General features: G+C 64.2%; 10 protein-coding genes. 1 reads left to right on the top strand and 9 read right to left on the bottom strand.

Annotation, left to right across the window (positions count from 1 at the left end; all coding sequences use genetic code 11):
- Positions 1–211: 211 nt before the first annotated feature.
- From ACIP02_RS08980 to pmbA, 6 genes are all read right to left on the bottom strand, one after another.
- Positions 212–1,105 (bottom strand): ZIP family metal transporter, encoded by an 894-nt coding sequence (locus ACIP02_RS08980; protein WP_400615738.1) that lies wholly within the window; start codon positions 1,103–1,105, stop codon positions 212–214.
- Positions 1,106–1,116: 11 nt separating this feature from the next.
- Positions 1,117–1,728 carry a superoxide dismutase gene (locus ACIP02_RS08975; protein ID WP_400615362.1) on the bottom strand — a complete coding sequence of 204 codons (612 nt, stop codon included), beginning with the start codon at positions 1,726–1,728 and terminating at the stop codon, positions 1,117–1,119.
- A 1-nt stretch (position 1,729) separates the two neighbouring features.
- Positions 1,730–2,191: a hypothetical protein gene (locus ACIP02_RS08970; protein ID WP_400615359.1), complete on the bottom strand. Its 462-nt coding sequence runs from the start codon at positions 2,189–2,191 to the stop codon at positions 1,730–1,732.
- A gap of 27 nt (positions 2,192–2,218) precedes the next feature.
- Entirely contained in the window at positions 2,219–3,595 is a 1,377-nt protein-coding gene (locus tag ACIP02_RS08965; protein ID WP_400615357.1) for a class II fumarate hydratase, read from the bottom strand.
- Positions 3,588–3,989 (bottom strand): FagA protein, encoded by a 402-nt coding sequence (locus ACIP02_RS08960; protein ID WP_400615355.1) that lies wholly within the window; start codon positions 3,987–3,989, stop codon positions 3,588–3,590. The genes ACIP02_RS08965 and ACIP02_RS08960 overlap by 8 nt, the downstream gene beginning before the upstream one ends.
- A 273-nt stretch (positions 3,990–4,262) precedes the next feature.
- Positions 4,263–5,609, bottom strand: coding sequence for a metalloprotease PmbA (gene pmbA, locus ACIP02_RS08955; RefSeq protein WP_400615353.1), 1,347 nt, complete (start codon positions 5,607–5,609; stop codon positions 4,263–4,265).
- Between the two features lie 252 nt (positions 5,610–5,861).
- Between pmbA and yjgA the strand changes: the two genes are divergently transcribed.
- A complete protein-coding gene (yjgA, locus tag ACIP02_RS08950) occupies positions 5,862–6,383 on the top strand; it encodes a ribosome biogenesis factor YjgA (protein WP_400615351.1) in 522 nt (173 codons plus the stop codon).
- 126 nt (positions 6,384–6,509) lie between these two features.
- Here yjgA and tldD read toward each other — a convergent pair whose 3' ends face one another.
- From tldD to ACIP02_RS08935, 3 genes are read right to left on the bottom strand one after another with little or no spacing between them, the layout of a single operon-like run.
- Positions 6,510–7,949 (bottom strand): metalloprotease TldD, encoded by a 1,440-nt coding sequence (gene tldD / locus ACIP02_RS08945; protein ID WP_400615349.1) that lies wholly within the window; start codon positions 7,947–7,949, stop codon positions 6,510–6,512.
- 2 nt (positions 7,950–7,951) lie between these two features.
- Positions 7,952–8,803: a carbon-nitrogen hydrolase family protein gene (locus tag ACIP02_RS08940; RefSeq protein ID WP_400615347.1), complete on the bottom strand. Its 852-nt coding sequence runs from the start codon at positions 8,801–8,803 to the stop codon at positions 7,952–7,954.
- An 8-nt stretch (positions 8,804–8,811) separates the two neighbouring features.
- Complete coding sequence (locus tag ACIP02_RS08935; protein WP_400615345.1) at positions 8,812–12,639, bottom strand: YhdP family protein; 3,828 nt, start codon at positions 12,637–12,639, stop codon at positions 8,812–8,814.
- Positions 12,640–12,642 lie beyond the last annotated feature (3 nt).

The following is a 12,642-nucleotide window of genomic DNA, read 5'->3' as shown; positions in this document are numbered from 1 at the left end:
TTTCGGGCCAATTATGCCTGTGGGATTTGCGCGCGAACGCCTTGGCGCATGGCTCGATATCGCGCCGTACAAACAAGGCGGTCGCGCGCGCCTGGCACAGGATGAACTGGCCCGAAACAAACGTAGGAGCGGCTTTAGCCGCGAAGCGCCGCGCGGGCGGCGCTCGATCTCACAGGCGCAAAAAATATCTCGGCGAACAGCAGCACAAAAATCAGGACATCGCCGTATCCATCACCATCATCAGGCAAAAGCCGATACACAGCCCCAGGCTGGCCAGGCGGTGATGGCCGTTGCTGCGCGATTCGGGGATGATTTCCTGGGTTACCACCAGCAGCATCGCCCCCGCCGCACAGGCCAGGCCCAGCGGCAGCAAGAGCTCGGCAACATTCACCAGCCAGGCACAAATGACCGCAGCCACCGGCTCGACCAGGCCTGAAGCCGCGCCGATCAGGAAGGCCTTGAAGCGCGGCATGCCCGCCCCCGCCAGCACCAGCGCAATCACCAGCCCCTCGGGAACATCCTGCAAGGCGATACCCATGGCCAGGCTGTCGGCGTCGGCCATGCCACCACCGGCCGACACGCCGATGGCCATGCCTTCGGGGATGTTGTGGGCAATGATGGCAATGACGAACAGCCAGATGCGCGCGGCAATCACCGGCTGGTTCTCGCTGCCAACCAGGGCTTCCGGTGAGGCGCCGGAGACCTTGAGGTCGACCAGGAACAGGCACAGTGCACCGAACATCAGGCCGAAACTGATCAGGCCACCCGCGCCCCATGGGCTGAAGCCGATGGACTGGGCTGCATCCAGCCCCGGGATGATCAGGGAAAATGCGGTCGCCGCCAGCATCACCCCGGCGCCGAAACCCAGCAGGGTATCAGCCAACGCCACCGGCATGTTGCGAATCACCAGTACCGGTACTGCGCCCAGCGCCGTGCCCAGTGCGCATAACGCGCCGCCCTCCAGGGCGCGCAGCATGCGCGGTTCCAGGTCCAGCCAGGCGAGGCCACGGGCCGCCAGTAACGCGCTGCCAGCCAGCAACAGCAAAGTCCCAAGCGCCAGACGGAACAGGCGCACACTGCTGACAGACATCACCTCTGAGCGCATACCGGTCCGACTCACTTCAGGGCTTCGAGGTAACGGCGTTCCACTTCCGCCCAGTCAATGACGTTGTAGAAGGCACCAATGTATTCCGGACGGCGGTTCTGATACTTCAGGTAGTAAGCATGCTCCCACACGTCCAGGCCGAGGATCGGCGTGTTGCCATGCATCAGCGGGCTGTCCTGGTTGCCACTGCTCTCCACCACCAGGGTTTTCTGCGGGGTCACGCTGAGCCAGGCCCAACCGCTGCCGAAACGCGTCAGTGCAGCCTTGGTGAAGGCGTCCTTGAACGCCTCGAAACCGCCCAATTGCGCAGTCACAGCTTGTGCCAGCTGGCCGACAGGCTCACCGCCACCCTGCGGCGACATCACGGTCCAGAACAGGCTGTGGTTGGCGTGCCCGCCGCCGTGGTTGGTCACTGCGCCACGCAGGTTTTCCGGCAGCTGTTTGACGGCGCCGACCAGTTTTTCCACCGGCCACTCGGCCCATTCGGTGCCTTCGACGGCAGCATTGAGGCCGTTGACGTAGGTCTGGTGGTGCTTGGTGTGGTGAATTTCCATGGTCTGGGCGTCGATGTGCGGCTCCAGCGCGTCATAAGCGTAAGGCAATGCAGGCAAGGTATGGGGCATGTCAGTGAATTCCGTAGGCTTGGGTTCTAGGTGCCACGTCCGGCTGGGCAGCGAGCTCGCTGGCCCCGGCACTGTGGCGGTTGAGCAGGCGTTCGGTACGCGGGTACTGGCCGTACTCGGCGATGAAACTGAGCAGTTCGGTGTAGGTTCGCCCACTGTGGCGCAAGGAGGCGTCACGCAGCGCCTGCGGCAAGCGCGCCTCCTGGCTGGCCTGTAGCAGCCGCTGATGCGCGGCGCAAAGGTAATCCGCGCTTTCCTGCGGCTGGTTCAGGCGAAGGTGCAGGTCGGCCAGGTTGTGGTGGGCGATGACGAATGCAGCCACCGCTTCGTCGACGTCATGCCAGCGCTCGAACAGCACCTGTGCCAGCGCCAGGGCTTGCAGGTAGTGTTCCCGGGCGTCGACCAGCTCGCCCTGTTCGAACAGGCGGTTGGCGGTTTCCGTGGTGCGTTTCCAGTGCTGCATGGTGGCCTCCTTCGCGGTGACACAGGGTCAGATACCGCCGGCGGTGAGTTTTTCCGGGTCCAAGAGGGCTTCCAGCTGGTCACGCGACAGGTCGGTGTGCTCCAGCGCCACATCGATGACCGGGCGGCCTTGCTTGTAGGCGGTCTTGGCGATTTCGGCGGCCTTCAGGTAGCCGATGATCGGGTTCAGCGCAGTGACCAGGATCGGGTTGCGCGCCAGGGCTTCCTTGAGCTTGCCCTCGTTGACCTTGAAGCTGGCGATGGCCTTGTCGGCCAGCAGGCGGCTGACGTTGGCCATCAGCTCGATGCTTTCCAGCAGGTTGCGGGCGATCACCGGCAGCATCACGTTCAGCTCGAAGTTGCCGGACTGGCCCGCAATTGCGATGGTAGTGTCGTTGCCGATTACCTGGGCGGCGACCATGGCAGTAGCCTCCGGGATCACCGGGTTGACCTTGCCGGGCATGATCGAGGAGCCTGGCTGCAGCCCTTGCAGCTCGATTTCACCCAGGCCAGCCAGCGGGCCGGAGTTCATCCAGCGCAAGTCGTTGGCGATTTTCATCAGCGCCACGGCGGTGGTCTTGAGCTGCCCAGACAGGGCCACGGCAGTGTCCTGCGAGCCAATCAGGGCGAACAGGTTCTGCCCTGGCGTGAACTCGACCTTGGTCAGGCCGCTGAGCTGGCGGGCGAAGCCGGCAGCGAACTGTGGGTGGGCATTGATGCCGGTACCCACGGCAGTACCGCCCTGGGCCAGCGCCTGCAGGCTGGGCAGGGTGGCTTCGATGTGTGCCTTGGCACCGTTGACCTGCGCTGCCCAGCCATCCAGCACCTGGCTCATGCGCACCGGCATGGCATCCATCAGGTGGGTACGGCCGGTCTTCACGTACTGGTGCACCTGCGCCGATTTGGTCTCGATCACCTGCACCAGGTGGCTCAGCGCCGGCAGCAGTTGCTCGTGCAAGGCCAACGCGGCACTGACGTGAATGGTGGTCGGGATAATGTCGTTGCTGCTCTGACCACAGTTGACGTGGTCATTGGCGTTGACCGCCTCGCCCAGTACACGGCTGGCCAGGGTGGCGATCACCTCGTTGGCGTTCATGTTCGAGCTGGTGCCGGAGCCGGTCTGGAACACATCCACCGGGAAGTGCTGGATGAAATCCTCGGCCAGCAGTTGCTCGACGGCCTTGGCGATGGCCTGGCCCTGCGCGGCAGACAGCTGCTCCAGCTCGACGTTGGCCTTGGCCGCAGCGGCCTTGGCCAGCAGCAAGGCGCGAATGAACTGGGCCGGCATGCGCTGGCCGCTGATCGGGAAGTTGTCGACCGCGCGCTGGGTCTGGGCGCCGTACAGGGCCTGGGCCGGCACCTGCAGCTCACCCATGCTGTCACGCTCGATACGGGTATCACTCATCATCAAATCCTTGCATCAGTTCATCGGGGGAAATCGACGGCAGCAGTCGGCAATTGGCCAACTGCAGGGCGTAGGTCTGCCATCGCTGGTTCTGTTCCTGGCGGTCGAGGTTGCGCAAGTCCAGCAGCGGCCGCCAGGCCTGGTCCAGGCATAGGCAGCGCCAATGCCAGGGCAGCATGCGGTCGCAGGCGGTATCCAGCAGCAGGCGGAAGGCGGTCAGCGCCACAGTCCATGGCGAAGTTTCGGTACAGCACACCAGATAGCGGCCTTCGGCCAGGTAATGCTCGATCAGGCGCGGCTCGTCGGGTTCGAGCGCGCAGCGGATGCGCCGGCTGAGCCAGCGCCAGTTTTCCAGGTAGGGCAGTTCGCGGAGGACGGGTTTCATGAACATCATCGCCGGGTTACTGGATAATGATATTCATTATTAAGTGATAAACAGAATCACTTCAAGAAAAAGGTGATGAATAAAAAACCCGGCGTGGGGGCCGGGTTGTTTGTTTCACTGAGAATTCTCTGTTGCCTGCACTGGCCCATTCGCGGCGGTTCGACGCTTCGATAAACCCGCTCCTACAAAGGACTGGACAGCCTTCAATGCTGACGCGGTCCTTGTAGGAGCGGGTTTATCGAGGCGTCGAACCGCCGCGAAGAGGCCAGAGCAGGCTAACAGTCAGCTACCCGCCACCGTCATCCGCTCGATCAGCACCGAGCCTGTATGGATATTGCTGCGGGTTTCAAGATCGCTGCCAATCGCCACAATCTGCTGGAACATGTCTTTCATATTGCCGGCAATGGTCACTTCCTGCACCGCGTGCTGGATCTCGCCATTCTCGACCCAGAACCCTGCCGCACCACGGGAGTAATCCCCGGTCACCATGTTCAGGCCATGCCCCATCAGCTCGGTCACCAGCAGCCCACGGCCCATGCGGCGGATCAGTGCAGCCTGGTCTTCAACACCATGGCTGACGAACAGGTTGTGCACACCGCCCGAGTTGGCCGTGCTCGGTAGCCCAAGCTTGCGCCCCGAATACGTCCCCAGCAGGTACGACACCAGCTCGCCTTTGTCGACGAACGGTTTGGCGTAGGTGGCCAGGCCATCACCGTCGAACGCGGCGCTGCCCAGCGCGCGCGGAATGTGCGGGCGCTCGTCGAGGGTCAGCCAGGAAGGGAAAAGGCGCTGGCCAATGGTGCCCTCAAGGAACGACGACTTGCGGTACAGGTTGCCACCGGAGATGGCCGACAGGAAGCTGCCGAACAGGCCGCCGGCCAGCTCGGCCGAGAACAGCACCGGCACCTCGCACGTCGGCACCGGGCGTGCGCCAAGGCGGCTGGCGGCACGCTGGGCAGCCCGCACGCCAATGCTGCGCGGGTCGGCCAGCAGGTTGCCCTGGCGGTTCACGTCATACCAGTAATCACGCTGCATCTGCCCGTCACCTTCGGCGATCATCACGCAGCTCAGGCTGTGCCGGGTCGAGGCGTAGCCACCGATGAAACCGTGGCTGTTGCCATACACGCGACAGCCTTGGTGGGTGTTGAGGGTAGTGCCGTCAGCGTTGAGGATGCGCGGGTCGGCGTCGAACGCCGCCGCCTCGCAGGCCAAGGCCATCTCGATGGCCTTTTCGGGCTCGATGTCCCAGTCGTGGTACAGGTCCAGGTCCGGGATCTCACGGGCCATCAGCGCCGCGTCGGCTAGGCCGGAGCATTCGTCTTCCGACGTATGCTTGGCAATCGCCAGCGCAGCGGCGACGGTTTCGCGGATCGCTTCCGGGCCACTGGCCGAGGTGCTGGCCGAGCCTTTGCGCTGGCCAGCATAGAGGGTGATACCGAAGCCTTGGTCGCGGTTGAACTCGACCGTTTCGACCTCGCGCTGGCGTACTGTGGTGGACAGGCCCTGCTCCAGCGATACTGCCACTTCGCAGGCACTGGCCCCTTGGCGGCGCGCCTCGGCGATGATTGCCTCGACCTGCTCCTGCAATGCTGGCAGGTCTTTCGGACCTACGCTCTGGACTGCACTCATGGTTCTCTCCACTCAAATTCTGCGTTCGGCGAGGGTCATTCTACGACCGGGCCGGACAAGCGGCCCCCGGCTGGTTATCATGGCGGCGATTTCTATGCTTTGTACGAAAAGTGCCTGCGCGACGATCATGCTGCGTTGAAAACAGGCTCGGAATGCTCATTTACAATTTGTAAACTCCGCTTCCTCGCCTGTTTTCGCCTTGCCTGATCGCCGCTCGGCGACTTTTCATAAAAACCCAAGCGGACTGCCACCATGGTTGATTCAAACGACGACGCCTTCGACGGCGAAAAAAGCAAAACCCAGATCAAGCGCGAGCTGCATGCGCTGGTCGAACTCGGCGAGCGCCTTACCACGCTCAAGGCCGACACCCTGGCGCGCCTGCCGTTGACCGACGAGCTGCGCAAGGCCCTGGCCGAGGCCAGCAAGCACACCGCTCATGGTGCCCGCAAACGCCACATGTCGTTTGTCGGCAAGCTGATGCGGGTACAGGACCTGGATGCTATCCACGCCTTGCTCGAGCAGATGGACAGCTCGACCCGCCAGTACAACGAACGCTTCCACGGCCTGGAACGCTGGCGCGACCGGTTGATCGACGGCACCGACGAAGACCTCGAGCGCTTCGTCAACGAGTACCCCGACACCGACCGCCAGCAACTGCGCTCGCTGATACGCCATGCCCAGCACGAAAAGGCGCGGAACAAACCGCCGGCCGCCGCGCGCAAGGTGTTCAAGTACATTCGCGACCTCGACGAGCTGCAGCGCGGCTTGCGCTGAGTTCTGCTAAGGGGGCCTGCTGTGGGAGCGGGCTTGTCCCGCGAAGCAGGCGATGCGGTGCCAGCTGGCACCGGCTTCGCCGGTGTTCGCGGGACAAGCCCGCTCCCACAATGGTCCCCAAGGTCATCAAGCCCCGGTACCACCCACGGTAATCGCATCCAGCTTCAAGGTAGGCTGCCCGACCCCGACCGGCACTGACTGCCCGTCCTTGCCACACGTCCCTACCCCGCTGTCCAGTGCCAGGTCGTTACCGACCATCGACACCCGGCTCATCGCCTCCGGACCATTGCCGATCAGGGTCGCGCCCTTCACTGGCGCGGTAATCTTGCCGTCTTCGATCAGGTAGGCCTCACTGGTCGAGAACACGAACTTGCCGCTGGTGATATCCACCTGGCCACCGCCGAGGTTGGCGCAGTAGATGCCTTTTTTCACCGAACGGATGATTTCCTCCGGGTCGCTTTCACCGGCACGCATGTAGGTATTGGTCATGCGTGGCATCGGCAGGTGCGCGTAGGATTCGCGGCGGCCGTTGCCGGTGACTGCCATGCCCATCAGGCGCGCGTTCAGCTTGTCCTGCATGTAGCCCTTGAGCACGCCGTTCTCGATCAGCGTGGTGCACTCGGTCGGGGTGCCTTCGTCGTCCACGCTCAGCGAGCCACGGCGGCCTTCGAGGGTGCCATCGTCGACAATGGTGCACAGGCTCGATGCCACTTTTTCGCCAATGCGGCCACTGAACGCCGAGCTGCCCTTGCGGTTGAAGTCACCTTCCAGGCCATGGCCGACGGCCTCGTGCAGCAGCACACCCGACCAGCCCGAACCCAGTACCACCGGCAAGGTACCGGCCGGTGCCGGGACGGCTTCCAGGTTCACCAGTGCCTGGCGCAATGCTTCGCGGGCATAGCCCATGACCCGCTCTTCGGTGAAGAAGCGGTAGTCGGTACGCCCGCCACCGCCCTGCCCGCCGCGCTCGCGGCGGCCGTTCTGCTCGACGATGACGCTGACATTGAAGCGCACCAGAGGGCGCACATCGGCGGCCAGGCTGCCATCGGCGGCAGCAATCAGGATGCGCTCCCAGACGCCGGCCATGCTCACGCTGACCTGCTGGATACGTGGGTCGAGCGCACGGGTGGCCGCATCGACACGCTTGAGCAGTTCGACCTTTTCGGCACGGCTGAGCACATCGAGCGGGTTGTCCGCGGCGTACAGCGCGGTCACTTCCTGGCTGCGGAAGGCCTGCACCGTGCCGTTCTGTCCGGCACGGGAAATCGAACGGGCAGCGCGGGCTGCCGAAGTCAGCGCTTCGAGGTTGATCGCATTGCTGTAGGCGAAGCCGGTTTTTTCACCGGACTGGGCACGCACGCCGACGCCTTGGTCGAGGTTGAAACTGCCCTCTTTGACAATGCCGTCTTCAAGTGCCCAGGTTTCCGAGATCTGCCCCTGGAAATACAGGTCGGCAGCATCGATACCAGGGCCGGCCAACTCACCCAGCACGCTCTGCAGGCTGTCCAGGGTCAAGCCGCCTGGGGCCAGGAGCTGCTCACTGACGGTGGATAACATCTGGCTCATAGTCACTCCGAGGTGTGCGCAGGCCGCAACGCGCCCTGCGAGAAAAAGCGCCGGTGCGATACCACCGGCATGCGCGCCCGGATGGACGCCTGTTCATCAATGTCGCGCTCGGCGAGCAATACCGCTTCGCCTCGCGCCTGTTCTGCGACGATACGCCCCCAAGGGTCGACGATCGCCGCATGGCCATGGGTCTCCCGTGGGCCTGGGTGGGTGCCGCCCTGCGCCGCCGCCAGCAGGTAGCACTGGGTTTCGATGGCCCGGGCGCGCACCAGCACCTCCCAATGTGCCGCCCCGGTCACTGCAGTAAAGGCAGCCGGTGCGGTGATCAGTTCCGCGCCGGCTGCACGCAGTGCGCTGTAAAGCTCGGGAAAGCGCAGGTCGTAACACACGCTCAAGCCCAGCCGCCCGACCGGCGTATCCGCTACCACCACCTGCGCGCCATGGGCATAGTCATCCGACTCACGGTAGCGACCGCGGTTGTCGGTAACGTCCACGTCGAACAGGTGCAGCTTGTCATAACGTGCCGCCACCTCGCCGTGTTCGTCGATCAGCAGCGAACAGGCATGGACCTTGGCGTCAGGCTGGCCGACCGGTGGCAAGGGCAAGGTACCGGCGACTATCCATAACTTGAGGTCGCGGGCGGTGCGTTTCAACCAGGGCAGGATCGGCCCTTCACCCAAGGCTTCGGCACGGCCGATCGCCGCAGCGTCCTTGCGGCCCATGGCGGCAAAGTTTTCCGGCAGTACCGCCAGCCTCGCGCCGCCCAAGGCAGCCTGATGCAACAGGGCACCGGCACGCTGCAGGTTGGCCAGCACATCGTCCTGGCTGACCATCTGGATAACCGCTGCCTTCATGGGCGCTCCTAACGGGATTTTTCGAAAGGTTTCACAAATGTGATTCTAGGCTCTTTCACTGGACCTTCGACACGGTAATGCACGCTGGCAAAGCGCGACACGCGGTCACCGATCAGCCGGTCGACCAGGAACAGCGCCCCACCCACCGCCGGCGCACCCACGATCAGCGCCGCCAACGGCAGGTTGTTGGTGACCGGCAGGCTGACCTGCAGGTTGGCATCGACCCGGTCACGGACCAGGTCAAGGGTGCCATCCAGCTCGAAGTTGCTCGACGGGCCGGTTACGCTGATCGGCTCACGGGTCACGTAGACCCCGCTGCTCGCCACCAGCAGGCCCTTGACCCGGTCATAGGCCAGGCCCTTGTCGAACAGGTCGGAAAAGTCCAGACGCAGGCGCCGGCCAATCGAGTTGAAGTTGAGCAGGCCAAATACCCGCAACGCCTGGGCACCGCCCTCGACCTCGACAAACTGGCCAGTGCGCAGCGCCGCGTTCATGCTGCCCGAGAAGCGCGTCAGGCTCACCGCAGCCGGCGAACCCGGCCAGCGCCCGTCCACGTCCAGGCGGAAGTCACGGCTGGTCACGGTCGGAGCAAAACCCCAGGCCTTGAGCACGTCGCCCAGGTTCTTGCCGTCCAGGCGCCCCTTGTACCAACTGCTGGTGTTGCCCACTTCGCCTTCCCAGCCTCCGCCACCGTCAATGCGTAGGCCTTTGAAGTCGAGGTCGATATCGCTGGCGGTAACACCCCGTGCGGTAGGCCGCAGCTTGATCGAGGCACTGCCGAACAGGTCGTCACCGCGGTACAGCTTGTCGATGCTCAGGTCCAGTGCCGGAACCTTGCGCGGATCGAACGAGGCCAGTGGGTCTGGGCCATCCTCCGCCCGTTCCTCGGCCTGTTTTTCGGCCGGGCTGGGCGCCGGCAGGCGCAGGGTCTGCATGCGCACGACCATTGGCGCGCCCTTGGCATCCGGCACCCGCGCATTGCCGATGACTTCCTTGCTGTCGAGGCGCAGGTCCCAAGCCGGGCCGCCTCGGGCCAGCCGCACCACAGCCTGGTTCAGGTCCATGCCAAAGGCTTTCAACTGGCCGATGCTCAGGTCGACGCTCTGCAGGTTCTGCCGGGCACTTCCGCCTGGGTCGTTACCGCCCAGGCGTTCCGCCTGTTCTTGCCACGGGGCCAGGTCCAGCGTGTCCAGACGCCCACGTACCCGCAGGCCCTGACCGGCTGGCACCTGAGCGTCCCCTGTACCCAGCAGCAACTCGCCACGCCCCTGCAGCAACTTGTCGGCCGGGGCCGCGTAGGCAAAGCGGGCCAGGTCGCTGTAACCCGCATCGAAACGCCGCTCCGGCCCCTGCAGGCTCATGCTGAAACGGCTGTCGCGGGTTTCTGCGGCAGCCTTGCCGAACGGCGCAGGCAGGTCGATGGCCAAGCCCTTGAGGCTGGAAGTGACGCTCAGGCGGTTGTCCCGGCTACCCAGGCTCAGCTGCAACTGGTACGGCAGGTCACCGGAAGCCGGCAGGGCCTGGCTGAACTGCAGCCACTCGGTCAACGCCTTGAGTGATACCTGGCCATTGGCGTCGATGCGGGTCTGCATTTGCCCAGCCTGGCCTTCAGCAGTGATTTGCGCCGTAACCGGTTTGCCAAAGGCCTGCAGGCTGATGGCTTTGCCGCTCAGGCCCTTGTCGAAGTCGAAGCTGAAATCACCCTTCAGGCGGCTCAACTCAAGGCTTGGCGGGGCGACCTTCAAACGCGCATCGCGGGTGGCGAAGTCCACCTGCACTTTCGGTCGCTGCCCATGTTCCAGCGGAATATCGAGCTTGACCTTGCCCTTCAGCGGCCCCTCGCCCTCCCAGCCGGCGAAGATCTCACCCGTGCCGATTGGCGCCTCCTTGAGAATCTTCAGGCCATCACCCAGGCTGCCGTCGAAGCTGCCATCAAGGAACAGGTGGCTGTGCTGGCCCTCGTCGACATGCGGGATGTCGACCTTCACATCGCTGACCTTGGTGTCCAGCAGCACGCCGCGCTGGGCCTTGATGCGCACGCCACTGTCTTCGATGAACACATCGCCATCCACATGCTGTACCTGCGGCCAGCCAGGCTGGAAGTCCAGCGCAGCGTCATGCACCTTGAAGAACAGGCTGATGCTGCGCGCCTCTGGCGCAGCGCCATGGTTCAGCGAGCCCTGGTACTGGAAATAGCCTTCGTCCACCGCACCTTTGACGATGGCACTGCGCAGCCACTCGTCGAGCGCCGGGCTGAGTACTTCGGGCAAGTACTTGGCGGTGTAGCGACCATCGCCGTCGGTCAGGCCGACGCGCAGGTCCATGTAGTCTTCGCGGCCTTCCTTGAACAACAGGCGGATCAGGAAGTCACCGGCGATCTTGCCCTCTTCGCCCAGTACCTTGAGGTAGGGCGCGACCAAGGTGAAGCCCTCCTTGTCCAGTGCCCAGGTCAGCCGTGCATTAGCCTTCTGGTAATGCCAGGGTTTGGCGAAGATCGGGTACAGGTGCAACATGAACGCATCGGTATCCAGGCGCAGCTCGCCGTGGCCCAGGTCGCCACTGATGCTGCCACTGACGTTACCGGCTGCCGGGGCACTGTGATAGGCATCGAAACCGACCTTTTCCAGGTTGGCTTCAAACTGCAGGCGCTGGTCACCTTCCGCCTTGGGCCGGGCCTCCAGCCGCACATTGCGCAGTGCACCCGTCACATTGAGGCCATCGACCACGGCCATGACGTTTTCCGGCAACGGCGCCAGGGCGTCGATCAACGGGGTCAGCGGCGTCAGGTGGAGCCGATCGGCCTGCACCTTCCAGCTTTCCTCGGCGTCGCTCTGGCCAGTGCGTTGCTGCAGCTGCAGGTGCGATTCCCAACGGGACTTGCCGATGTCCATGGCCAGGGAGTCGACAACAACATCGAAACCTTGCTCCCGACGCTGGAACCAGGCGCCCAGGGCCAGGTTGTTCAGGGTGGCCGCCTTGCGCCCACTGTAGGCGCCCTTCAGTTCAGGCGCATTGAGCCGGACCACGGCCTGCTGCAACTGCCCTTTGCCCCAGTCGACCCAGAACTCACCGCCGGCGCGCAAGGCTTCGGCGTGCCATTGCCCCAGCAAAGCGGGCGGTAACCAGTGCGACCAATCACTTTGCGGCAGGCTCAGGTAAGCCTCGACTTGGCCATCACGCCAGGCCTTGGCTGATACACGGCTGCGCAGGTTCAGCGCCAAGGGCTGGCCATCGGGCAGGGTTGCCCGCAAGTCCAAAGCCTGGCGCGAGGCACCGGCCTGCAGGCCGGCACTCACATAAGTCAGGGTCAGCGGGTCGCGCTGCCAGGGGTGCAGGGTAATCTGGCTGTCGAACACATCAACCCGGCCCAGCTGGCGCAAGCGCTGCAACAGGTCGGCAGGGTCCAGCGGCGTGTCGTCTTTCTTCGGCAGCCCTTCAAGGTTCCAGGCGCCCTGCTCGTTCTGACGCAGGATCAGTTGCAGGCCGCCCAGCTGAATGCGCGCCAGGCGCACTTCACGAGCGGTAAGGCTGGCCCAGACATCGGGCACCACCATGACCTCGTCCAGGCGCAGCGCCGTAGCACCCTCGCCCAATTGCAGGTCGCGCACTCGCAGCACCGGCGCCAGCCCGCTCCAGCGGCCTTCCAGCGCACCAACATGCACGGGCAAGCCCAGCGCCTGCTCGGCCTTGCTCTCTACGTCGGCACGGTACTCGGCGACCAGCGGCACCAGTTCGCGGCCAAGGCTGACATACAGCGCCACCAATACCGCCAACAGGGCACATATGCCCAACCCCCAGCGGGTCAAGGCGACAAGAACGCGGGTCAGACGTCCCATGGC

Origin of the sequence: Pseudomonas sp. NPDC089408, from assembly GCF_044749445.1 — a bacterium.
Taxonomy (GTDB): domain Bacteria; phylum Pseudomonadota; class Gammaproteobacteria; order Pseudomonadales; family Pseudomonadaceae; genus Aquipseudomonas.
Note: the sequence above shows the minus strand (reverse complement) of the source record. Positions and strands in the feature narration are given on the sequence as shown.